Source organism: Myxococcus sp. MH1, assembly GCF_059738865.1.
Genome location: NZ_AP026947.1, coordinates 2010093 through 2032871, shown reverse-complemented (window position 1 = coordinate 2032871; position 22779 = coordinate 2010093). Strand labels below are relative to the sequence as shown.

17 protein-coding genes and 1 pseudogene are annotated in these 22779 nt (G+C 70.8%); 9 read left to right on the top strand and 9 right to left on the bottom strand.

What is annotated here, in order from left to right; all coding sequences use genetic code 11:
• Window positions 1-1156: 1156 nt before the first annotated feature.
• The 6 genes from AC6JA9_RS08310 (at window position 1157) to rimO (ending at window position 9165) form a co-directional block, all read left to right on the top strand.
• On the top strand, window positions 1157-3871 hold the full coding sequence (locus tag AC6JA9_RS08310; RefSeq protein WP_497959378.1) for a serine/threonine-protein kinase: 2715 nt from the start codon (window positions 1157-1159) through the stop codon (window positions 3869-3871).
• A gap of 108 nt (window positions 3872-3979) precedes the next feature.
• Window positions 3980-4342, top strand: coding sequence for a hypothetical protein (locus tag AC6JA9_RS08305; protein WP_223747764.1), 363 nt, complete (start codon window positions 3980-3982; stop codon window positions 4340-4342).
• Between the two features lie 105 nt (window positions 4343-4447).
• A complete protein-coding gene (locus AC6JA9_RS08300) occupies window positions 4448-6088 on the top strand; it encodes a ribonuclease J (RefSeq protein ID WP_223747763.1) in 1641 nt (546 codons plus the stop codon).
• Window positions 6089-6112: 24 nt separating this feature from the next.
• Complete coding sequence (locus AC6JA9_RS08295; RefSeq protein ID WP_046711562.1) at window positions 6113-6610, top strand: YajQ family cyclic di-GMP-binding protein; 498 nt, start codon at window positions 6113-6115, stop codon at window positions 6608-6610.
• A gap of 8 nt (window positions 6611-6618) precedes the next feature.
• Window positions 6619-7734 (top strand): DOMON domain-containing protein, encoded by a 1116-nt coding sequence (locus tag AC6JA9_RS08290; protein WP_223747762.1) that lies wholly within the window; start codon window positions 6619-6621, stop codon window positions 7732-7734.
• A gap of 33 nt (window positions 7735-7767) precedes the next feature.
• A complete protein-coding gene (gene rimO, locus AC6JA9_RS08285) occupies window positions 7768-9165 on the top strand; it encodes a 30S ribosomal protein S12 methylthiotransferase RimO (protein WP_274622640.1) in 1398 nt (465 codons plus the stop codon).
• Between the two features lie 247 nt (window positions 9166-9412).
• Here the strand turns inward: rimO and AC6JA9_RS08280 are convergent, their stop codons facing one another.
• The 6 genes from AC6JA9_RS08280 to rplU all read right to left on the bottom strand — a co-directional run bounded on the left by AC6JA9_RS08280 (window position 9413) and on the right by rplU (window position 14922).
• The gene (locus AC6JA9_RS08280) at window positions 9413-11080 is read right to left on the bottom strand and encodes a hypothetical protein (RefSeq protein WP_408891771.1); all 1668 of its coding nucleotides are present in this window, start codon (window positions 11078-11080) and stop codon (window positions 9413-9415) included.
• 49 nt (window positions 11081-11129) lie between these two features.
• Window positions 11130-11987: an outer membrane lipoprotein periplasmic chaperone LolA gene (gene lolA / locus AC6JA9_RS08275; protein ID WP_408891641.1), complete on the bottom strand. Its 858-nt coding sequence runs from the start codon at window positions 11985-11987 to the stop codon at window positions 11130-11132.
• A gap of 77 nt (window positions 11988-12064) precedes the next feature.
• Entirely contained in the window at window positions 12065-12745 is a 681-nt protein-coding gene (locus AC6JA9_RS08270; protein WP_046711558.1) for a TrmH family RNA methyltransferase, read from the bottom strand.
• A gap of 4 nt (window positions 12746-12749) precedes the next feature.
• Entirely contained in the window at window positions 12750-14174 is a 1425-nt protein-coding gene (gene obgE / locus AC6JA9_RS08265) for a GTPase ObgE (RefSeq protein ID WP_223747758.1), read from the bottom strand.
• 128 nt (window positions 14175-14302) lie between these two features.
• Window positions 14303-14575: a 50S ribosomal protein L27 gene (gene rpmA, locus AC6JA9_RS08260; RefSeq protein WP_046711556.1), complete on the bottom strand. Its 273-nt coding sequence runs from the start codon at window positions 14573-14575 to the stop codon at window positions 14303-14305.
• Between the two features lie 38 nt (window positions 14576-14613).
• Window positions 14614-14922, bottom strand: coding sequence for a 50S ribosomal protein L21 (gene rplU, locus AC6JA9_RS08255; protein WP_223747757.1), 309 nt, complete (start codon window positions 14920-14922; stop codon window positions 14614-14616).
• Between the two features lie 249 nt (window positions 14923-15171).
• Between rplU and AC6JA9_RS08250 the strand changes: the two genes are divergently transcribed.
• Window positions 15172-15531, top strand: coding sequence for a hypothetical protein (locus tag AC6JA9_RS08250; protein ID WP_223785725.1), 360 nt, complete (start codon window positions 15172-15174; stop codon window positions 15529-15531).
• Window positions 15532-15577: 46 nt separating this feature from the next.
• On the opposite strand, the gene AC6JA9_RS08245 is transcribed toward AC6JA9_RS08250, so the two are convergent.
• Together AC6JA9_RS08245 and AC6JA9_RS08240 are read right to left on the bottom strand one after the other, a co-directional pair.
• Complete coding sequence (locus AC6JA9_RS08245) at window positions 15578-16492, bottom strand: PilZ domain-containing protein (RefSeq protein ID WP_497960647.1); 915 nt, start codon at window positions 16490-16492, stop codon at window positions 15578-15580.
• A 1323-nt stretch (window positions 16493-17815) separates the two neighbouring features.
• Window positions 17816-18907 (bottom strand): annotated as a pseudogene (locus AC6JA9_RS08240) (serine/threonine-protein kinase); the annotation flags it as partial.
• Window positions 18908-19085: 178 nt separating this feature from the next.
• On the opposite strand from AC6JA9_RS08240, the gene AC6JA9_RS08235 reads away from it, so the two are divergent.
• A complete protein-coding gene (locus AC6JA9_RS08235; protein ID WP_223747755.1) occupies window positions 19086-20048 on the top strand; it encodes an isopenicillin N synthase family dioxygenase in 963 nt (320 codons plus the stop codon).
• 54 nt (window positions 20049-20102) lie between these two features.
• Window positions 20103-21119: a carbon-nitrogen hydrolase family protein gene (locus AC6JA9_RS08230; protein ID WP_497959376.1), complete on the top strand. Its 1017-nt coding sequence runs from the start codon at window positions 20103-20105 to the stop codon at window positions 21117-21119.
• A gap of 205 nt (window positions 21120-21324) precedes the next feature.
• On the opposite strand, the gene gatB is transcribed toward AC6JA9_RS08230, so the two are convergent.
• A complete protein-coding gene (gene gatB, locus AC6JA9_RS08225) occupies window positions 21325-22764 on the bottom strand; it encodes an Asp-tRNA(Asn)/Glu-tRNA(Gln) amidotransferase subunit GatB (protein WP_223785727.1) in 1440 nt (479 codons plus the stop codon).
• Between the last annotated feature and the right edge of the window lie 15 nt (window positions 22765-22779).

Here is a 22779-nt window from a genome sequence, read left to right as displayed (position 1 = left end):
TGCCGCGCGGAAGAGGGGCATGGACCCGGAAGTGGGCAGTTCGAGCGCTCATCCCGAGGAGGCCGCGCCGGACGCGGGGACACTGATTGCGCCAGTGCCCCGGCGCCTGGAGGGTCCGAAGACGTTGCTGGAGCTCCCAGCGGTCGCGGAGGCGGGGACCCAGATTGCGCCGGCGCCGAAGGTGTCCATGAGTTCGGGGCAACCGTCGCGGCCTCCCGTCGGCGCGAGCAGTCCCGTCACCTCGCCTCCAGCGTCATCCGCGAATGAGGGACGTTCGGCCGCGGCTCCACCGGCTCCGCTCGGGACGAGCGTGGCGGCCACATCGGCTCCAGCGTCATCCGTGGCGGCTGGACGCTCGCCTACGCCACCAGCGGGGCCTCTCAGGACGAACGCGGCGGCGACATCGCCTCCAGCGTCATCCGCGAATGAGGGACGTTCGGCCGCGGCTCCACCGGCTCCGCTCGGGACGAGCGTGGCGGCCACATCGGATCCAGCGTCATCCGTGGCGGCTGGACGCTCGCCTACGCCACCAGCGGGGCCTCTCAGGACGAACGCGGCGGCGACATCGGACCCAGCATCAGCCGTGGCTGCTGGACGTGCACCTACGCCACCAGCGAGTCCCCTCGGGACGAACGCGGCGACCCCTTCTTCCCCGGCCTCGTCCGCAAGCACGAGGCAGTCCCCCGTGAATCCATCGCGCACCCTGGTCGGTGAAGACGCTTCCGCGTCTCCTCCGCCGTCGCGCCCCCTGGCCGGCGCGAGCAGCTCCGTGCCGCCGCCGTCATCGCGGGCACCGGTGGGCACGAGCACCTCCAGTCCTTCGCCTCCCTCTCGGCCACTGGTCGGAGCAAGCACCTCCGTACCCTCGCCTGCCTCTCGGCCGATGGCCGGTGCGAGCGCCTCCGGTCCTCCGCCTCCCTCCGCCTCCGAGGCGGTCGCGGCTTCCCAAGGCCCGTCCAGCGCCGGCGCTCCATCACCGACCTACGGCGAGGGCACGCAGGTCGCTCCGCCACCCCGCCCTCCCGTCGTCGAGGGCACGCAGGTCGCTCCGCCACCCCGCCCTCCCGTCGTCGAGGGCACACAGGTCGCTCCTCCGCCCCGCCCTCCCTTCGGCGCTGGCACGCAGGTCGCTCCGCCACCTGGCAACAGCCAGCGTGTGCCTCGCCCATCGTCGGAGCCGCCATCCATCGAGGCTCCCTCGCGGACGCTCGTCGGCCGGTACCACATCCTCGACAAGCTGGGCTCGGGCGGCATGGGCGTCGTCTACAACGCCTACGACCCGGAGCTGCACCGCCGCGTCGCCATCAAGCTGCTCCACCCGAGCGCCAACACCGTGGTCCGCGCCGACGGCGCGACGCGCCTGCTGCGAGAGGCCCAGGCCATGGCCCGCCTCTCCCACCCCAACGTCGTCTCCGTCTACGACGCGGGCACCTTCGCCGGCCGCGTCTTCATCGCCATGGAGCTGGTCGACGGCGTGTCCCTGCGCCACTGGCTGCGCGCCACGGACCACTCCTGGCGCGACGTCCTCGACCTCTTCCGCCAGGCCGGCAAGGGGCTCGCCGCCGCGCACGCCGCCGGGCTCGTCCACCGTGACTTCAAGCCCGCCAACGTGCTCGTCAGCCGCGACGGCCGCGCGCAGGTGACGGACTTCGGACTGGCTCGCAACAGCGCGGACCAGGAGGCCGCCGAGGATGGTCGTCCCACCGCGCCCTCCCAGCTCGCCCTGCGGCGCGAAGACCTCCTGGAGTCCCCGCTCACCGAGGCGGGCCTCGTCATGGGCACGCCCGCGTACATGCCGCCCGAGCAACACGAGGACGGACGCACCGACGCGCGCGGAGACCAGTTCAGCTTCTGCGCCTCGCTCTACGAGGCCCTCTACGGACAGCTCCCCTTCGAGGGCAAGGCCGCCAGCGTCTACCTGCGCGAGTCGCTCGCCGGCAACGTGCGCCCACCTCCGCGAGGCAGCCGCGTCCCCGCGTGGTTGCTGCGCGCCATCAGCCGGGGACTCGCGCCCACCCCCGACGCCCGCTACCCCTCCATGGAGGCCCTGCTCGCGGAGCTGAGCAAGGACCCGTCCGTCATCTGGCGACGCCGGGGCATCATGGCCGCCGGCGTGCTCGTGCTCTACGGCGCCATCGGCGTCGCGTGGTGGATGGGCAATCGCCGTCACGCGCCTTGTCTGGAGGCAGGGGCGCGGCTGACGGGCATCTGGGACGCCTCGCGCAGGGACGCCGTGAGCAAGGCGTTCTCCGCCACCCACAAGCCCCAGGCCCCCGAGCTGCTGTCGCGCGTGACGCAGAGCCTGGACACCTTCGCCCAGGACTGGACGCGCATGCACCTGGAGGCCTGCGAGGCCACCCGTGTGCATGGCCACCAATCCGACGCGGTGCTGTCGCTGCGCATGGCGTGCCTGGAGCGGCGCCGCTCGACGCTCGACGCCGTGGTGGGCGTGCTCGCGCAGACGGACGAAGCCTCCTTCGCCACCGCGCTGGACGCCGCCCAGCGGCTGCCCTCCGTCGACGACTGCGCGAACGTGGACGCCCTGCGCCTGGGCCTCCCCGAGTCGAGCGAGCAACGCCAGCGCGTGGAGCGCCTCCGCGCCGGACTGGACCGCACCACCGCCCTGGTGGACGCGGGCCGCTACGAGCAGGCCCACACGGAGCTCCAGGCGCTGCTCGTCCAGGCCCGCGCGCTCGGCTACCGCCCCGTGCTCGCGGAGGCGCTGGAGCTGGAGGGACGCCTGGGCCTGGTGCTCGGAGACGAAGCGCGCGCGCAGAAGGCGCTGCGAGAGGCCCTGCTGCTCGCCCAGGCCACGCGCCATGACGAGGTCGCCGCGCGCGCCGCCGCCCGCTGGGTCACCACCCTCTCGCGCTCCCCCGAGCTCGAGGAGTGGGGCGTCGCGCAGGCCCGCGCCAGCATCGAGCGCGCGGGGGGCGCCCCGGAGCTGGAGGCCCTGCTCCACACGAGCCTCGCGCGCAACGCGTTCTTCCGCGGCCAGTACGCCGAGGCCGCGGAGGCCTTCGGACGCTCGGCGGCCCTGCGCGAACAGGCGCACGGCCCCGAGCACCTGCTCACGCTCGAGTCCCTGCGCAATCAAGCCTCCGCTCTCTCCCGCACCGACGAGACGGAGCGCACCTCGAAGCTGCTCCACCGCGTGCTCGACCTCACGAAGGTGGTGATGGGGCCCGACCATCCCCAGACGGCCCTGGCCGCCAACGCCGTCGGCTATCACCTGACGCTCCGCCGCCGCTTCGACGAGGCCCTGCCCTACCTGCGCCAGGCCATCACCCTGGAGGAGCGCGCCATGGGCCCCGACAGCGCGACGCTCAGCTATCCCCTCAACAACCTTGCTACCGCATTGGAATCCCTCGGGCGCTTCGCGGAGGCGCGTCCGCTGCGGGAGCGCGCCCTCGCGCTGGACCTGAAGACCCACGGCGCCACGCATCCGGAGACCGCGGCCGACTGGGCGCTTCTGGCCCAGCTCGCGTTGAGCGAGGGACGCACGCGCGACGCGGTGGAGCTGGCCCGCAGCAGCGTGAACGCCTACGAGGCCTTCCAGAAGGGCCACCCCGACCAGGCCGCGCCGCTGACCACGCTCGGCCTCGCGCAGCTCGCGCTGGGACGCACCCGCGAGGCCCGGGCCACGCTGGAGCGCGCCCTCACCCTGCGGGCCACCACGCCGGGCCTCGGAGAGGACCTGGCCGCCACCCGCTTCGCCCTCGCCCGCGCCCTCGGCGCCGCCGAGTCCTCCCGCGCGCGCTCGCTCGCGCAGCAGGCCCTGGGCTTCTACGAGGCCACACCGGACCTGTGGACCGCCGAGGCCCGCCGCGTCCGGGACTGGATGAGCACCGGCCCCGTGTCACGTCCCTGAAAAGCCAACCCTCGAAAACCATCCCAAGCACCTTCGCGCCGGCCTCGCCCGATACTCCCCATGCAAGCCTTTTCACTGAAGGCACCGCACGCGATGGGGGATTGCGTCATGAGCATCGACAAGCCATCGAAGTCCGCCGCCAGGATGGGTCCACGCCCGGCCACCTCGAAGCCCACTCCCCCGGCGCCCCGGCCCGCGTCACCGAAGACGGGAGCCCCCTCGACCCCTCGCCGGGACAGGTTCGACGGGCACAGGCTGGAGGGCGCGGGGCTCCCCATCCGACTCTCCGGGCAGCCCCCTCGCCCGTTCCTGAGGCTGCCGCTCAGGCCCTGGACGCCTCACTCGAAGCTGGAGCCCTGGAGCGGCGTCCCCCAGAAGCCCTGGCTGCGCTACCCGGACCTCTTCGGCACCGGCGCCACCGCCCGGCCCGCGTCGCCCTGCGGCTGCGGCCTGCCCATCCGTCTCTCCTAGGCCGCCCGCCGTCCAGGTTCATCGCCGGGGTCCGCGGCCCCTCCATGGATGTCACGGCGAAACTTTCCACCGCGCGAGGCGGGGTGAGTCCTTAGACTCCCCCAAATGCTTCAAGTCATTCCCCTGGGCGGCCTGGGAGAAATCGGCCTCAACTCCCTGGTCATCGCCTGCAACGGGGAGATGCTGCTCATCGACGCGGGCCTGATGTTCCCCTCCGAGGGGATGCCCGGCGTCGACATCATCATCCCGGACTTCACCCACCTGAAGCAGAACGCCGCCTGCCTCAAGGGCGTGGTGCTCACGCACGGCCACGAGGACCACCTGGGCGCGCTGCCCTACCTGCTGGGCGAGGTGAATGTGCCCGTGTACGGCACGCGCTTCACGCTGGCCATGGCGCGCCACCGGCTGGACGAGCTGGGCGTGGAGGCGGACCTGCGCGAAATCGAGCCGCGCGAGCCGTTCAACGTCGGCACCATGTTCAAGGTGGAGGCCAGCCGCGTCACGCACACCGTGCCGGACGCGGTGGGCTTCATCATCCGCACGCCCGAAGGCACCTTCATCCACACCGGCGACTTCAAGCTGGACCCGGACCCCATCGACGGGCTGCGCACCGACTTGGAGCGCTGGGGCGAGGCCGGCGAGGAGGGCGTGCTGTGCCTCTTGTCGGACTCCACCAACTCCGAGCTGACGGAGGAGACCGGCAGCGAGCGCGTGGTGGAGCAGACCTTCGAGCGCCTGTTCCAGGGCGCCACCGGCCGCATCGTCGTGGCCCTGTTCTCCTCCAACCTGCACCGCGTGCGACATCTCCTGACGCTCGCGGAGAAGCTGGGGCGCAAGGTGGCCCTGCAGGGCCGCAGCATGCAGCGCAACGTGGAGATGGCGCGGCAGCTGGGCTACCTGGACGTGCCCGACTCGCTCTTCGTGCACCTGGACACGGTGCCGCTGCTCCCCGCCCAGCGCGTGCTCGTGCTCACCACCGGCGCGCAGGGAGAGCCCCGCGCGGGCCTGTCGCAGCTCGCCTCCGGTGACGGGCCGCTGAAGGTGGGCCCCGGAGACCTGGTGGTCCTCAGCTCCCGCCCCATCCCCGGCAACGAGCGCGGCGTGGGGGCGTTGATCGACCAGCTGCACTGGCGGGGCGCGAAGGTCGTGTACGCCCAGGTGGAGCCCGGCGTCCACGTGTCCGGCCACGCCAGCCGGCCCCAGCAGCAGCGCGTGCTGGAGCTGGTGCGCCCCAGCCACTTCATCCCCGTCCACGGCGAAGGCCGCCACCTGCACCGACACCTGGCCACCGCCCGCGAGGCCGGCCTGGAGCCCGCGCAGTGCCTGCTGGCCCAGGACGGCGACGTCGTGGGCTTCGAGGAGGGCCGGGGCCGCTTCACCGGGAGCGTGCCCTCCGGCCGCATCTTCAAGGACCGCTTCGGAGGCGGCATGGTGACGCCGGACACACTCCACGAGCGGGTCCGCCTGTCGGAGACGGGGCTGGTGGCCGCCGTCGTGGTCCTGCAGCGGGGCACGCAGCAGCTGGTGGGCGGCCCCCAGCTGTCGGGCCAGGGCCTGTCGCTGGATGAACAGGTGCTGCTGCCCCGGGTGGCCCAGGACGCCCGGGCGCTCTTCGAGGAGCTGTCCGTCCAGCTGCGGGGCGACGACGCCCTGGTGCGAGAGGAACTCACCCGGGTGGTGCGCCGTGCGTTCCGGCTGTACAGCTCCAAGCGCCCCCTGGTGGTGCCCATGGTCGTCAGGGTGTAGGTGTGTTAAGCGCCGCTGTTGCCCATGCCCTCGTTCGACGTCGTCTCGAAAATCGACATCGCCGAGCTCGACAACGCGGTCAACCAGACCAAGAAGGAGCTCAGCACCCGCTATGACTTCCAGGGTGCGCAGGCGGACGTAGTCATCGCCCCGGACAACACGGCCATCACCGTGAAGGCCAACAGCGAGGACCACGTCAAGGCCGCCAAGGTCGTCCTGCTGGCGAAGCTGGCCAAGCGCAACATCAGCTTGAACGCGCTCGACTACGGCGACATCGAGAAGACGGGCCTGCACAACGTGAAGCAGGTCATCAAGCTCCAGCAGGGCATCCCGGTGGAGAAGTCCAAGGAGCTGGTGAAGCTCCTCAAGGATTCGAAGATGAAGGTGCAGGGCTCCATCCAGGCCGACCAGCTGCGAGTCACCGGGAAGAACCGGGACGACCTCCAGGCCGCCATCGCCCTGTTCCGCAAGGAGCAGGACCGACTGAAGCTGGACATGCAGTTCACCAACTTCCGCGATTGATAGAAGCCATGCGAGTCGCTGCCCTGTCCCTCTGCTGTCTGCTCTGTGTCCCGGCCATTGCCTCCGCGCAGGACGAAGCCCTTCCCCCGCCCCGGCCGTCCAAGCTGGTGCCCAACATGTCCAAGCCGCCGAAGCTGCAGGGCGGCCTGAAGGGCTTCGCCTCGCCGCTGACGCTCAAGTCCACGGACGTGTCCGGCGCCAGCGCGTCGTTCACCGCCAAGGTGGGCTTCCGCAAGGACACGCTCTACGTGGGCGTGGACGCCAAGGATGACCAGCTGCTCGCGGGCGACACCGTCACGCTGTCCATCTACTTCCCGGACACGGGCCCGCTCACGACGGGCTACACGTGGCGCTTCGGGTTCGACGGCAAGCGGGACTCGGGCGCGACCAGCGGGACGCCGGAGTTCGCCCAGCAGAAGGTGAACGGGGCGGTGGAGCGCCGGGGCACCACGCTGTCGCTGGTGGCGGCGGTGCCGGTGCGCGCGCTGCCGCGCTTCCCCTCCATCGACCCGATGGTGATGGACGTGTGCATCACCTACGAGGACCAGGACGGCGAGGGCAAGGGCGTGCCCGTCTCCAACTGCCAGAGCGGCACCATGGTGGGCGAGGCGCTGCGGCTGCCGGACGAGCCGCGCAAGGCGCTCAAGCTCAAGCCGCCCGAGTCCGTGACGGCGCTGGAGCCCGCGGCCACCGGCTGGCTGGGGTGGGACCTGCTCAGCTACCCGGCCTGGGCGCAGGGGGACGAGGAGCTGTCCCCCGAGTCGCTGCGCGAGCTGGTGGTGGGCAAGCCCGTGGACGCCAAGTCGGTGAACGTGAACGTCCCCGAGTCCCTCAGCCTGACAGGCGAGCTGTCCTTCGTGACGGTGCTCTCGGGGAAGAATCCATATGCCGTCGCGGGTCAATGCGACGCCGAGACGGAGCTGCGGTTGGGGCTCTACCTCGTGACGGGGAAGACGGCGCGGCGAGTGCTCGAGTGGCCGGCCGCCACCTGCGCGCTGGGGCGCGCGTCCTCGGTGGAGCTGGACGAAGAGGACGGGCTGACCATCCGTTACTCGAACGGCGCGATGATGAACTTCGTTTGGAGTGGGGACCACTTCACGCGAACCGAACTGGGAAGCAGGTAGACCGCAGTGGAAACCACCAAGAGCCTGTACATGATGACCCTCGGCTGCCCGAAGAACCGGGTGGACTCCGAGGTGATGCTCGGCACGCTGAAGCACCGCGGCTACACGCTGGTGCAGGAGGCCTCCGAGGCGCAGGTCATCGTCGTCAACACGTGCGCCTTCATCGGTCCGGCCAAGCAGGAGTCGGTGGACTCCATCCTGGAGATGGCCGAGCTGAAGAAGTCGGGGAGCTGCAGCACGCTGGTGGTGACGGGCTGTCTGTCCCAGCGCTACGGCGAGGAGCTGGCGAAGGAGATGCCGGAGGTGGACCACTTCCTGGGCACCAGCGCGTACGCCCAGATTGGCGACCTGCTGGCGGCCGAGGCGTCGCCGCGTCAGGTGATTCCGGACCCCGACTACATCCACGACGCCGACACGCCGCGCATCAACTCGATGCCGAAGTACACGGCGTACCTCAAGGTGTCCGAGGGCTGTGACAACGCCTGCGCGTTCTGCATCATCCCCACGCTGCGCGGCGGGCAGCGCTCGCGCACCATCGAAGACATCGTCATCGAGGCGCAGCGGCTGGCGGACAGCGGCGTGCAGGAGCTGAACCTGGTCGCGCAGGACCTCACGGCGTACGGGCATGACCTGCCGGGCCGCCCGAAGCTGCACGATTTGCTCAAGGCGCTGGTGAAGGTGGACGTGCGGTGGATCCGCCTGCACTACGCCTACCCGCGCGTGTTCCCGGACGAGCTCATCGAGGTGATGGCGGCGGAGCCGAAGATTGCCCGCTACCTGGACATGCCGGTGCAGCACGTCAGCGACAAGCTGCTCTTGTCGATGAAGCGCGGCCGCAACTCGGAGTTCCTCAAGGGGCTGCTCACCAAGCTGCGTGAGCGCGTGCCGGGGCTGGTGATGCGCACGTCGCTCATCGTGGGCCTGCCGGGTGAGACGGAGGAGGACTTCGAGATGTTGAAGGAGTTCGTGAAGACGCAGCGCTTCGAGCGCCTGGGCGTCTTCCAGTACTCCGACGAGGAGGGCACGGCGGCGTACGACCTTCCCGACAAGGTGCCGCAGAAGATCATCGAGCGCCGGTGGCGCGAGGTGATGGCCATCCAGAAGCGCATCAACCGCGAGCAGAACAAGAAGCTCGTGGGCAAGCGGCTGGAGGTCCTGGTGGAGGGCCCGGCGCCGGAGACGGAGCACCTGCTGGTGGGTCGCCACCAGGGGCAGGCGCCCGAGATTGACGGTCTGGTCTACATCAACGACGGCCTGGCGTACCCGGGTGAGCTCGTCACCGTGGAGGTGACGGAGGCGCACGACTACGACCTGGTGGCGCGCGTGGTGGAGCGGCCGGACCCGAAGCAGCGTCAGCACGTGGCGCGTGACGCGCACCCGGCCCCCGTGCCGGTGGTGCCCGCGCCCCGGCCTGTGACGCGGCTGGAGTAGACGTGAAGCATCCCGGGCCGCGCGCCTTTCGCGACGTGGCCCGGGCGTCTGGCTGTCTGGAGTGAGGTGCCTGGAGGGAGCGAGGCTCCTCGGCACCACGCGCCTCGGGGCAGCTCACCGTACTCGCGACGGAGCCCCGAGGAAGATCCCGGTGACTGGAGGGAGCGAGGCTCCTCGACAGTGCCGCTCGCGCCCGCTCACGTGGGTGCACGGGGCCTCGGCGCGTGTTGCGCGAGCCCGCGCGCGACTACCGAGGGTCCTCGGGCTCCAGCTCGCGCTCCTCGGGCGGGGGCTCGCGAGAGGTCTTCTTGCGGGATGGCGCCGCGACGCCTTCTCCGAGCGGCGTGGGCTGGCACTCGCACACCGTGCGGCGCGTGGCCGTCTCGGTGACGAAGGCGCACGCCGTGGGGCACTCGGGCTGACGTGCCTCCTCGTAGAGGGACAGCCGGAAGTCCTTCGCCTGCGTGAGCGCGGCGTGGCACGCGGGCAGCGATTGCGCCAGGGAGGGCCAGGGCAGACGGTGCTGCGTCGTGAGACCCCGGCTGGTGGCGGGGAAGCTCAGGCCCACCGCGCAGCCCGGTTCCAGGCGCTGCCCCTCCGCGCCCACCGGCTCCAGGTGCACCCGGCCTCCCTCTGGGAGGTCTCGGAACACCGCGCCGACCACGGAGACCGTCCCGTCCGGCTCGCGGCGCACATGGAGCCCGTAACAGGCCTCCTCGCTGAAGACACCGTGTGCATCCGCGCAGCGCTGGCGCGGTGTCAGCCGTGAAGATGGAGCTCCCGACGGGCTGGAGACCTCCCGAGAGACCTCCGACGGTGTGGCCGCCGGCCCGGGGCTCGATACAGCAGGAGCGGCGTCATGCGTGTCCTCCAACGCGGCTACGGGCCCTGGCGCTGGCGTGGAGAGGCCGTCGGGACGAGCCCCCTTCGACGAGGCGCCTCCTCCCGACGCGATGCCCGAGTCGGGAGAGCTGCCCTGCATCCGCCCCACGCTCTCCACGTTGTCCGGGCCGAGCGCCTCGGTGCCCCTCGACGCTGAAGCCTCGGACGCGAGGACCCGGGGCCTGCGCAGCACCAGCACCCCGCCCTTCGCGTCCAGCGTCGCGGTGAAGCGCCCCCAGACATCCGGGCCCAGTCGACCGAGGCTGCTCGGTGAGTCCCATCGCCCCGCCGCTTCGACGACGAGAGGCCGCACGCCCACGCCCTCCGCCACGTCCACCGAGTCCACCGCGAAGGTGCGTGGCGGCAGGTTCGCCGCCGTCTCCAACGGCTGCAGCCCCTGCGCCTCCGCGGGCCCCAGCGCGATGCGCGAGAAGGGCTCCCGCGTCGACAACACGAACGGGCCCGTGAGCTCCGACTCCCCCTGTGCCACCCGAGCGGCCAGCAGCGGCCAGTCCCCCACCGGCTCGCGGCTGAGCTCCACGCTGTGGACCTCCCGCGCCGCGTCCGACGCGGAGGTCTCCGCCACATACGCCTCCCGCGACCGAGAGGCCGTGAAGGTCACCTCGCGACGCAAGGGGTCCACGGTGAGCGCGTAGGGCTCCAGCACGTCCGAGCCCAGCGTGACCGAGCAGGGCTTCTCCCCGGACACGCCCGCCGTGCGCAGCGGCACGGACGCGCCCCCCACCGTGAGCGCGGGCAACGGCACCACCGGCCAGGCACGAAAGCCCCCGGCGATTTCGGGCGCGCGCACGGTGCCCTCGGGCGGAGGGATGCCGCCCTCGAAGCACTCCTGGGAGACCATCGACAGGGGCCGCGCCACGTCCAGGACGACGGGCACCGTCCGCGTCCCCAGCTTCCCCGCCACCGTGAGCCTCAGCGCGGGCGAGGCCAACAGCGGCAACGTGCGGCCCACCAGCCCCTCGGTCCGGGACGACGGGCCGGGCGCCACCTCCCGGTGACATCCCGAGCCCATCACACCCAGACACAGCCAGAGCAGGAACGCGCCGCGCACGCCGCGCAGATTACTGCTTCTTCTGCTTGGTGAAGTCATCCACGCGCGTGTCGTCCGGGACATCCAGCTTGAAGCTGTCCGCGGCCAGGCCCACGTTCGTCTTCAGGTTCACGAAGGAGATGGTGTTCTCGCTGCCATCCGGGTCCACCACCGTGCTCTTCAGCACCTGGGCCGACGCCGGGTCCACCTCCAGCCGCACCTGCTTGAAGCGCGGCTCCTCCTTCAGCGGGTTCAACACCAGCAGCGTGCCCTTGCAGTCCTTGCAGGCGCCCTTGGTGATGGCGAACTCGTCCGCGAGCCGCCCCTGCCCGAAGAGGAACGTCACCGACGCGGACAGCTGGCTGGTGTCCACGCTGGCCACCGTGAGCGACTGGGCCGCGGGGTCGTACGCGTAGACCTTGTTGCCGGCCAGCACGAAGGTGCGCGCGGAGGGCGTCTGGTACTCCCACCGCATCAGCCCCGGCTTCTTGTACGTGACGACGCCCTCGGACGACTGCGTCCGGCGGAAGGTCTTGTACTTGTAGTCCTGCTTGAAGCTCGCCCGGAAGTCGCCCGTCTTCTCGTAGAACGCCTGCATCCGGTCGACGAGCGTCTTCACCTCGGGCGTCATCGGCGTGGCCGGCTTCGCCGCGGGCTTCGTCTCGGCGGCCGGCGCGGGCGTCGTGGCCGGCTTGCCCGGCGCCTGCGCGGGAGCGGCCTGATTCACACCGGAGGGCGCCGGAGTCTTCGCCGCCTCGGACGGAGTGACCAGGGGCTTTCCAGCGCCCGCCGGGGCTCCCTGGGCCACCGTGACGGCCGGAGCGGGAGCGGCGGACTGCGGCACGGCTTGCGCGGACAGGAGCGTGGCGAGCAGGGTTTCCAGGAACATGGCGTGCGTCTCCAGGAGGGCAGGTAGGCCCCCGGCGTCCATCTACCCCATACCGACGCGCCCCGGGGGGCCGGCATTCATGGCTGCTTCTTGAAGAGCCGCTTCCTCTGTTTGATGGCCAGCACGTAGAAGCGCTCGCGCAGGGCCTGCGCCTCCTCGGGCGGCAGGTCCCCCGAGCCGCCTTCCAGGTGCTCGTCCCGCCAGGCAATCGCCCGGCTGACGCACGCCGAGGCGGCCGCGGAGATGTTGAGGCTCTGACTGAAGCCCTTCATCGGCACCCAGAAGGTGCCGTCCACGGCGTTGAGCACGTCGTCGCTGACGCCGTAGCGCTCGTTGCCGAGGACGATGGCCACCTTCTGGTCGAAGCGCAGCGAGTAGAGGCTGGTGGCGCCCTCGCGGATGGCCGAGGCGTACAACTGGAAGCCCCGCGACTTCAGGTGCTCGCGGCACTCGGCGAAGGACTTGTACAGCTTCACGTCCAGCCACTTGTCACAGCCCTGGGCCACCCTCGAGTTCGGCAGGAAGGGGGCCTCCGGGTTGATGACGACGTGCACCTCCTGGACGCCCATGGACTCGCAGGTGCGCAGCACCGCGGCCATGTTGAAGCTGTCCTCCAGCCGGTCCAGGACCACCGTGAAGTTGCGCGTGCGTTGACTGACGACGCGGTCGATCTTCTCCTTGCGCACGTCGAGGAGGAACTGCTCGGGCTCCAGCTTGTCCTTCTCGAAGCGCTCGTAGCGAGGGCCACCACCGGACATCGGATCAGCGCCTCCCGCCCGACTTCTTCGCCGGGGCCTTCTTCGCGGCCGGCTTCTTCGCCGGAGCCTTCTTCGTGGCGGCCTTCTTGGCCGAGGTCTTCTTCGCGGCCGGCTTCTTCGCCGGAGCCTTCTTCGCGGCGGCCTTGGTGGTCTTCGCCGCAGCCCTCTTCGCCGCGCCCTTCTTCGCCGGAGCCTTCGCGCTCTTCGTGGCCGGCTTCTTCTTCGCGCTGGCGGCCTTCTTCGCCGGAGCCTTCGTGCTCTTCGCCTTGGCGACCTTCTTCGCCGGGGCCTTCTTCGTGCTCGGAGCCTCGCTGCCCGAGAACGCCTCGCGCACCGCCGCGATGGTCGCCCTGGCCACGGAGGCCCCGGACTTCCTCGCCGCGCCCTTGGCCCGAGGCGGCGCCTCCACGTGGAGCTTGTCGGTGCGGCCGGTGAACAGCACCTCCGCCACCGCGTCCATCAGCGCCTGCATCCCCTCGCCCGTGGCGCACGACACCGGGAACACGCGGATGCCGCGCTCACGCAGGGCCTCCGTGAAGGGCCCCAGCCGCGCCTGCGCGTCCGGCAGGTCCTGCTTGTTCGCCGCGACGACCTGGGGCCGCCTCGACAGCTCCTCGCTGTACTTCTCCAGCTCCCGGTTGAGCACGTCGAAGTCGTGCAGCGGCTCGCGCCCCTCGCCCTCCGCGCCCATGTCGATGAGGTGGATCAACACCTTGCACCGCTCCACGTGCCGCAGGAACTGGTGCCCCAGGCCCACGCCCTCGCTGGCGCCCTCGATGATGCCGGGGATGTCCGCCATGACGAACGACAGGTGGTCCTTGTACTGGACCATGCCCAGGTTGGGGGCCAGCGTGGTGAACGGGTAGTCGGCGATCTTCGGCCGCGCCCGGCTCACCCGCGAGATGAACGTGCTCTTGCCCGCGTTGGGGAAGCCCAGCAGGCCCACGTCGGCCAGCAGCTTCAGCTCCAGCCGCAGCGTGAACTCCTCGCCCTTCGTCCCGTCCTGGGCGAAGCGCGGCGTCTGCCGCGTCGAGGTCGCGAAGTTCATGTTGCCCAGGCCGCCCCGCCCGCCCTTCGCCGCCTCCCAGACCTGCCCCGGCTGGCTCAGGTCCACCAGCAGCTCCTCCGTGGCGTGGTCCTTCACGAGCGTGCCCACCGGCACCTTGAGGATCATGTCCTCCGCGGCGCGACCGTTACAGTCGTTGCCCATGCCGTGCTCGCCGCTCTTCGCGCGGTGGTGCTGCTGGTAGCGGTAGTCGAGCAGCGTGGTCAGCTGCGGATCCGCCACGAAGATGACGGAGCCACCGTTGCCGCCGTCACCGCCGTTGGGACCCCCGCGCTCGATGAACTTCTCACGGCGGAAGGACACACAGCCGTTACCGCCATCGCCCGCCTTCACGAAGATGCGGACCTCGTCGACGAACTTCATGAAAGCTCTCCTGAAAAACGCAGAGCGGGCCGCCTCACGTCCTGTGCGCCAGAAGGCGCGGGGACGGGAGAAGCGACCCGCTCGTGGATGCCGCGCGGCGACCGGCCCTCAGAGGGGCCGGGAAACCGTCAGGCGCTGGGCTGCTCAGCGGCCGGGTAGACCGAAACCTTCTTGCGGTCGCGGCCCAGGCGCTCGTACTTCACCACGCCGTCCACCACCGAGTAGAGGGTGTAGTCGCGGCCGAGCTTCACGTTCGCGCCCGCGTGGATGACCGTGCCGACCTGGCGAACCAGGATGCTGCCGGCCGAGACCTCCTGGCCTCCGTACACCTTCACGCCGCGGTACTGCGGATTGGAATCGCGACCGTTGCGCGAAGAACCCTGACCTTTTTTATGGGCCATGACACCTTGCTCCTGAAGTTGAGGTGAAACCGTCCGGACTAGCCGGAGATGGAGGTGACCTTCACCTCGGTGTACGGCTGACGGTGGCCACGGCGACGGGTCCAACCCTCCTTCTCCTTGCGGAAGTGGAGGACGCGGCGGTGCTTGTCCTGCGCCAGGACCTTGCCCACGACGCGAGCGCCGGAGACCGTCGGCCGGCCCACCTTCGGGCTGTCCGTACCGCCCAGCAGGAGAATGTCGGTGAAGGACACCTCGGCCCCGATGTCGCCGGCGATCTTCTCGATCCGGAGGACATCGCCCTCGGCGACGCGATACTGCTTTCCGCCCGTGCGAATCACTGCGTACATCGTCTAACCCCTGTCAGCTTCGGGTTGGGTCAACCCGTGGAATCGGCCGCGCATTTCGGACGGACGGGCCGCCCTAGCGCAAAGGACGGCCGGATTTACGGGAGATGCCCTGGGGAGTCAAGACGGATGCTGGATCATCTCGTCCGGCGGTGCAGATTGCCCCCGCTCCCAGGCGCCCCTACCTGATGGTCCGGCCGAAAAGCCCGGCCTCACACCGTCCTACCATCAACCCCCGGGGGGAATTCCACAATGAAGAAACTCATGTACGGCCTGGTGGCCGCCGGCACCCTTTTGTTCGGCGTCGGCTGTGGCGGCGACGACGTCTGCGACGACCTGGCCGACGCGAGCCGGGCGGTGAACGATCAGACGGAGGCCTGTGGGACCGACACGGGGATGGACGAGGAGGACTTCGACAAGGGGCGCTGCGAGGACGCACTGGAGGCCTGCTCGGACAGCGACAAGGACCGCCTGCAGGACGTGGCGGACTGCATCCGGGGCCTGCCCGATTGCCGGGTGGGAGCCGAGATGGAGTGGGTCGATCAGTTCAGCGCCTGCTTCCAGCGGGCAGAGGGCCTCAGCGCCGCTTGCGCCGCGGCGGCCGGTGGGTAGGTGGGTAGCCCGCCGTCCGAGCTGGTGGCACCGGGCCCGGCTCCCCTCAGGGGGGCCGGGCCCTCTCGTTCGAGGGCTCCGCGGCGGCGCCCCGGGCGTCCAGCGCGCGACGGACGCTGCGGTAGCGGTGATGGAGGCTGGACTCCAGGGGGTCCAGGGCGAGGCCCCGCTCGTAGGTCTCCAGGGCGCGGGCAAGCTGGCCCTCGCGCTCCAGGGCGGAGCCGGACAGGTAGTGCACGCGCGCCATGCCCGCGGACTGGGGCCGCCGGGTGAGGAACTCGCGGCGGAGGGACTCGAGCTGCTCGGGCGTGAGCCCTGCCTCGAGGCAGCGCGCGACGCCCCGGTGATTGCCCCGCCAGGCGTCGTACAGCGCCCGCTGCGTCACGGTGCCCAGCACCTCCCCCGCTTCGTGCAGCCGGGTGAGCACCGAGTCGAGCAGCAGGGACTGCGCGGAGGACAGGGGACGCTGTCGCAGGGACTCCAGGGTGGTTCGGGCCTCGCGGGTGCAACGGCGCAGGGAGCCCATGTCCAGGTCGGGGGGGACGGCCAGCACGGCGTAGTGGTCCCCCGTCAAGCGGGCCCGATAGGCCTCCAGCACGCGGGCGGCCTCCTTGTCCTCCGAGGGTGAGGCGGCTGCGGGCGGAGCCACCCGTCTGCCAGGACCCGCGCGCAGGAGCGCGTCCACGGAGGACTTGAGGGCCAGGGTGGCCTCGACGAACTGGACGCCGAAGCCGGTGGGCATCCCCCAGACCTGGGCCTGCTCCGCGGGCACGTGGCGCACCACCTCGCAGACGACGGACTGCGGGCCCGACTCCAGTTCCAGAACGAGCGGCAGTCGCGCGAACAGCGGGGGCAACAGGCCGTCGCTGCGCAGGAACAACCCACCGCGAGACAGGTCGGACGCGGTCAGCCAGACCGGCGTCTCGCCCGGGCGCAGCACGACGCGAACGGGGAGTTCCACCGTGCGCGGCCGGGCGGCTTGTGAGACTTCGCTGGGGCTGGGCTGGGCTCCGTCGCCGGAGGGGTGGAGGACCGGAGGTGCAGCGCCCGAGGCGTTCTGCACAGCGGCGCCCCAGTTCCGGGATGCGAGGCTCGCGACCGGGGACCAGGGCGCGACGGAGTCCTCCGACGCCGCGACCCCCTTCGGCGTGGGGACGGGAGGCACGCTCCGTCCGGACGACAGCGGGGCAGCCGGCGCGCTGTGGTTCGGTGTGGCGAGCATTGGAGCATCGCGTCTGTCGGATGACGGGCGCCCGGAGGGCGCGACATCGGACGCGCGGGGTGGGCTGCCCGGGGACGACGGACGACGAGCCTCCGCCGACATCTCGTCGGTGCGTGGACGAGCCATCCCTGATGGGGAAGGACGACGAGCCTCCTCTGCTGGCTTCGCGTCGATGGACGGCCGGGCCTGTGCGTGGGGCGATGGCGAAGGACGACGTGCCTCCGCTGACTTCTCGCCGACGGACGGTCGGGCCTGTGCGTGAGGCGATGGCGAAGGACGTCGAGCAGCCTCCGGTCGTGCCTCGACGGACGGCCGAGCCTGCATCGGGGCAGGCCCAGCCCCCGGCGACATCGCTCCTATCGGCGATTGAACCGGCACCGGCGGCGACGGACGCGCCCCCGGTGGCATCGCCCCTATCGGCGATTGCACCAGCACCTGCGGCGACGGACGCGACCCCGGTGGCATCGCTCCTATCGGCGATTGCACCAGCACCTGCGGCGACGGACGCGACCCCGGTGGCATCGCGCCCACTGGTGAGTGAACGGGCACAGACGGAGATCGGCGCGCCCCAGATGGCATCGCCCCCATCGGCGATTGCATGGGCACGGACGGCGACGGACGCCCCCCCGGTGGCATCGCCCCCATCGGCGATTGCATGGGCACGGACGGCGACGGACGCCCCCCCGGTGGCATCGCCCCCATCGGCGATTGCACGGGTACGGACGGCGACGGACGCGCCCCCGCTGGCATCGCTCCCACTGGCGATTGCACGGGCACAGCCGGAGACGGACGCGCCCCCGCCCCCGCCCCCCTCGCATCCACAGGCTGCGACACCTGGGCGCGCGGCGACGGTCGCGGGCCTCCCGACGTCGACACCTCGCCCACCGCGTGCACGAGTCCCGGCGGCGAGAGACGGGCCTCCTCGGACCGTGCCCCGTGCGGCTTCGCCCCCTCCACGGGCCGGGCCCCAGTCGACTTCACGCCCTCCACGGGCCGGCCCTGTCGCGGCGCCACACTCCCGTTCGACACGGGCTCGGGCAGGTCCGTCTCGAGCATCACCGGAACGGGAAGCGCGTTCCTCCCCTCGCCCGCCACGGGCCCCGGACCCGCCACGGGTGCGGGAACACTCCGGGCTCGAACAGCGGGCTCCACGGGCCGCGCCTGCCGAGACCGGACATGGATTTCCTCGGCCAGTGCCCCCTCCAGCGCCGCGCGCAGGAGCGCCGCCGTCGCGTACCGCTGCTCCGGCGCCTTCTCGAGCGCGCGCAGGATGACCCGCTCCAACGACACGGGCACGGCCGCATGCACGGACCGGGGCGGCGGAGGCGCCCGCATCTGATGCGCCACCAACTGCGCCGTCAGCCCCTCGTCCTCGAACGGCAGCCGACCTGTCACCAACTGATACGCAATCACCCCCAGCGCATACAGGTCCGCGCGACCATCCACCCGTCGACTCAGGGACTGCTCGGGCGCCATGTACTCGGGCGTACCCACGATGATGCCGGCGTGGGTCTGCGGCATGTTCGCGTCCGCCAGCTTCGCGATACCGAAGTCGAGCACCTTCACGAACGGCGTGCCCCGCCCGCGCCGAACCAGGAAGACATTGTCCGGCTTCAGGTCGCGATGGACGATGCCGCTCAGGTGCGCCGCCTGCAGCGCGTCGCACACCTGCGAGAGCACCGACACCACCGCCGGCGCCGGCAGCGGCGAGCCGACCCACGCGGACAAGGGCGCCCCATCCAGATACTCCATGATGAGGTACGGCCTGGGCGGCCCCGCGTTCAGGTCGAAGATGCTGACGATGTTCTCGTGGCCGATGACATTCACGGCCCGCGCCTCCGCGTGGAAGCGCTGCACCAGCTCCGGGTACGTCGCCAGGTGCTCGTGCAGCACCTTCACCGCCACCCGGCTGCCAATGGACACGTGCTCGCCCAGGTACACCGCGCCCATCCCCCCGCGGCCCAGCCGACGCACCAGCCGGAAGCTCCCCAGCTTCGTGCCCACCAGCGGGTCCACCTCCACGGAGACGGACGAACAGCGGGGCCGAGCGGGCACGCTCTCACCCTCGGCTCGGACCAGCGTCGAGCATGACGACGCCGACCCATGTCGGTGGCCGCACGCCTCGCACGCATCAGCGCTGCTCTCCTGGGCCATGCCACTCCCCCGGGCCTGCCCAGCTAATCTGGACATTCACGTCCAGGCGGGGCCACTGCCGGCCTCCGGTGATGTCGGCTGGCGAAGTGGGCTCTCGCGCCGCGGTGCCAGGAGACGGTCCTCCGGCGGACGCTGAAGGTGCCGACAATCCATCACGCTCGATTAGAGTGCGGCGCCCATGTCCGGAACCTCACGCCGCATCCCCCTCATCGACCTGTCCCACTACCGCACCGGCACTCCCACCGAGCGAGCCCGCTTCGTCCAAGTCTTCGGCGAGGGTCTGCGTGAGTTCGGCTTCGTCTCCGTGGTGGGACATGGCATCGACGATGGCCTCATCCGCCGCACCTACTCGGACGTCGAGCAGCTCTTCCAGCTCCCCGAGGACGTGAAGACGCGCTACGCGGTGCCGGAGCTCGCCGGCCAGCGCGGCTACACGGGCTTCGGCAAGGAGCACGCGAAGGACCGCAAGGTGGGGGACCTGAAGGAGTTCTGGCACGTGGGCCGCGAGCTGCCCGAAGGCCACCCATACCTGAAGCACTACGGCGCCAACGTGTGGCCCGGCGAGGTCCCCTCGTTCCGCGAGCACGCGCTCGCCCTCTTCCGCGAGCTGGATGGCGCCGCGAGCGTGATGCTCCACGCGCTGGCCGAGTTCTTCGGCGTGGCGCGCGACACCTTCAGCGGCATGGCCACGGATGGCAACTCCGTGCTGCGCCTCATCCACTACCCGCCGCTGAAGGAGCGCTTCATCCCCGGAGGCGTGCGCGCCGCCGAGCACGAGGACATCAACCTCATCACCCTGCTGTGCGAGGGCACCGCGTCGGGCCTGGAGTTGCTCACGCGCGATGGCGAGTGGCTGCCGGTGGACACGCTGCGCGGGCAGATCGTCGTGGACTCGGGCGACATGCTCAGCCGCGTGACGAACGAGGTCATCCCCGCCACCACGCACCGGGTGGTGAACCCGAAGAGCGCGGACGAGGACACCGTCCGCTACTCGCTGCCCTTCTTCGTGCACCCCTACTCCGACTGCGTGCTGGAGCCCCTGCCCTGCACCCAGACGCCGGAGAACCCCGCCCGCCACGGGCCCATCACCGCCGGCGCCTTCCTGCAGCAGCGCCTGCGCGAGAACGGGCTCATCAAGTAGTCCCTCACCGTCCGGTGTCCGACGCGCGCGTCCCACCGGGCATTGGATGCACTCGTGGACGAAGCACGCCTGCCCACGCATGTGGAGCTGTTCGCCCTCCAGCCGCGCGTCGCGCTGGAGGACTACGCCTCCCCTTCCACCTTCGCCGCGAGGCACCGCGCGCTCGCCGAGCGGGTGGACCGCCTGCGGACCCGCGACGAGGCAGGTCGTCCGCGCCATCCCGCCCTCGCCGTGTGGCCCGAGTGGGTGGGGGCGCCGCTGGAGCTGCTGGGCCACGTGCAGCGCGTGCAGCGCCACACGACGGTGAGGAGCGCGCTGCGGAGGGTGGCGCGCGCCGAGTGGTGGGACGTGTGGCGCACGTGGAAGGAGTTCCACCCGCCGACGATGGTGGAGTGCTTGCACGCCACGCTCGCGTCGCGCGTGCACCGGGTGATGCACGAGACCTTCTCCGCCATCGCCCGGGACTTCGGCCTGTGGGTCGTCGCGGGCAGCGCGTTCCTCCCCGACAACCGCCTGACCAAGGACGGCCCGGACTTCGAGCCCCGGGGCGCGCGCATCTTCAACACCAGCCACACCTTCTCACCCGAGGGTGTCCGCGTGGCCACGGCGCGCAAGGTGAACGTCCTGCCTGCGAGCGAGGACCGCCTGCGCCTGAGCCCCGGCCGGCCCGAGGACTTGACGCTCATCGACACGCCGTTCGGCAGACTGGGGACACTGCTTGGCTACGACGGTGCCGCGCGACCTCGCACGTCGAAGGAGCCCTGGTTCGTCCCCTGCGCACAGTACCTGGACACATGGCGAGCACAGGTCGTCGCCCATCCCTCCGCGCATCCAGGGGACTGGGATGAACGCTCGCTCGACGAGGGGCTCCTCGGGCAACTGCCGGCCCTGCGTCACGTCCGCTACACCGTGACGGCGCAGCTCGCGGGTGAGCTGTTCGACCAGCGCTTCGAGGCGCCCTCGCTCATCGTCGAGCGCACGAGCGGGGGAACGACGCGAGTCCTCGCACGAGCGGAGCCTTCACGAGCCGATGAAGTGCTTCACGCGCTCGTACCGGTCTGCGCCGCCTGACGCGCGCCAACCCGAGGCACGTCCTCGAAAGGTGATGAGCGCTTCACGCGCTCGCGCCCTGAACATCGCCTCCAACGCGCGGCAGTCCTCGTGAGGTGATGGACGGCGTCCTGCGCTCGCGCCCGCCCATCGGCTCTGCCCCAGTGCCAACCCACGACGGGCCCTCGCGCATGCGGAGCCCCCTTGCGGAAGAGGGCCCGCGTCGTCAGTCGCCGAGCTTCTTCTTCAGCAAATCATTGACGAGCGTGGGGTTGCCCTTGCCCTTCATGGCGCGCATCACCTGCCCCACGAAGAAGCCGAACACCTGCTTCTTGCCCGCGCGGTACTTCTCCACCTCGCCCAGGTTCTTCGCGAGGATGTCGTCCACCACCGCCTCGATGGCGCCCGTGTCGCGCACCTGCGCCAGGCCCTTCTCCGCGACGATGTCCGCGGGCGCGCGGCCCGTGCGGAACATCTCCCCGAGCACGTCCTTGCCCGCGTTGCCGGACACCGTGCCCTGGTCCACCAGGGTCAGCAGCTCCGCGAGCTGTGCGGGCGTGAAGCGCACCTCGCCCACGGTGGTGCCCGACTCCTTGAGCAGCCGCAGCAGCTCCCCCTGGAACCAGTTGGAGAGCTTCTTCGCGTCCGGGTAGCGCTGGGCGCACGCCTCGAAGAAGTCCGCGAGCGGGCGCTCCGTGGTGAGCAGGCGCGCGTCATACGCGGGCAGCCCGTACTGGCTCACGAAGCGCTGGAGCTTCGCGCGCGGCAGCTCGGGCAGCGACCTGCCCACCGCCTCGACGACCTCCGTCGTCACGTGCAGCGGCGGCAGGTCCGGCTCCGGGAAGTACCGGTAGTCGTGCGCGTCCTCCTTGCTGCGCATCGAGCGCGAGACGCCCTTGTTCGGGTCCCACAGCCGCGTCTCCTGGTCCACCTTCCCGCCGGACTCGATGACGTCCACCTGCCGGGCAATCTCGTACTCGATGGCCTGCTTCACGAAGCGGAACGAGTTGAGGTTCTTCAGCTCGCAGCGCTGGCCGAACGTGTCGGAGCCCTTGGGCATCACCGACACGTTGGCGTCGCAGCGGAAGCTGCCCTCCTCCAGGTTGCCGTCGTTGACCCCCAGGTACACCAGGATGTCGCGCAGCGCCTTGAGGTACTCCACCGCCTCGTCCGCGTCGCGCAGGTCCGGGTCGCTGACAATCTCAATCAGTGGCACGCCCGCCCGGTTCAGGTCCACCAGGCTCTGGCCCCCGTCCCCGTCGTGCACGCTCTTGCCCGCGTCCTCCTCCATGTGGATGCGGCGGACGCGGATGACCTTCTCCCCCCGCGGCGTCTCGATGGCCAGGCGCCCGAACTCGCAGATGGGCAGGTCGTACTGGGTGATCTGGTAGCCCTTGGGCAGGTCCGGATAGAAGTAGTTCTTCCGGCTCCACACGCTCCTGGCGTTGACGCGGCACTCCAGCGCGAGCCCCGCGCGGATGGCGAAGTCCACCACGCGCTCGTTGAGCACGGGCAGCACGCCGGGCATGCCCAGGCACACCGGACAGGTGTTCCGATTGGGCTCGGCGCCGAACGCGGTGGAGCAGCCACAGAAAATCTTGGACTGCGTGAGGAGCTGCGCGTGGACCTCGAGGCCGATGACGGGCTGGAAATCGCTCACGGGCATGGCGGTGTCACCAAG

Bases quoted from the DNA above. Each gene is read 5' to 3' on its own strand.
- lolA (WP_408891641.1), bottom strand. From the start codon at position 11,987: ATGTTCCTGGAAACCCTGCTCGCCACGCTCCTGTCCGCGCAAGCCGTG.
- AC6JA9_RS08270 (WP_046711558.1), bottom strand. From the start codon at position 12,745: ATGTCCGGTGGTGGCCCTCGCTACGAGCGCTTCGAGAAGGACAAGCTG.
- AC6JA9_RS08300 (WP_223747763.1), top strand. From the start codon at position 4,448: ATGCTTCAAGTCATTCCCCTGGGCGGCCTGGGAGAAATCGGCCTCAAC.
- AC6JA9_RS08280 (WP_408891771.1), bottom strand. From the start codon at position 11,080: ATGGGCTCGGGATGTCACCGGGAGGTGGCGCCCGGCCCGTCGTCCCGG.
- AC6JA9_RS08235 (WP_223747755.1), top strand. From the start codon at position 19,086: ATGTCCGGAACCTCACGCCGCATCCCCCTCATCGACCTGTCCCACTAC.
- AC6JA9_RS08250 (WP_223785725.1), top strand. From the start codon at position 15,172: ATGAAGAAACTCATGTACGGCCTGGTGGCCGCCGGCACCCTTTTGTTC.
- AC6JA9_RS08305 (WP_223747764.1), top strand. From the start codon at position 3,980: ATGAGCATCGACAAGCCATCGAAGTCCGCCGCCAGGATGGGTCCACGC.
- rimO (WP_274622640.1), top strand. From the start codon at position 7,768: ATGACCCTCGGCTGCCCGAAGAACCGGGTGGACTCCGAGGTGATGCTC.
- AC6JA9_RS08295 (WP_046711562.1), top strand. From the start codon at position 6,113: ATGCCCTCGTTCGACGTCGTCTCGAAAATCGACATCGCCGAGCTCGAC.
- AC6JA9_RS08290 (WP_223747762.1), top strand. From the start codon at position 6,619: ATGCGAGTCGCTGCCCTGTCCCTCTGCTGTCTGCTCTGTGTCCCGGCC.
- gatB (WP_223785727.1), bottom strand. From the start codon at position 22,764: ATGCCCGTGAGCGATTTCCAGCCCGTCATCGGCCTCGAGGTCCACGCG.
- obgE (WP_223747758.1), bottom strand. From the start codon at position 14,174: ATGAAGTTCGTCGACGAGGTCCGCATCTTCGTGAAGGCGGGCGATGGC.
- rplU (WP_223747757.1), bottom strand. From the start codon at position 14,922: ATGTACGCAGTGATTCGCACGGGCGGAAAGCAGTATCGCGTCGCCGAG.
- rpmA (WP_046711556.1), bottom strand. From the start codon at position 14,575: ATGGCCCATAAAAAAGGTCAGGGTTCTTCGCGCAACGGTCGCGATTCC.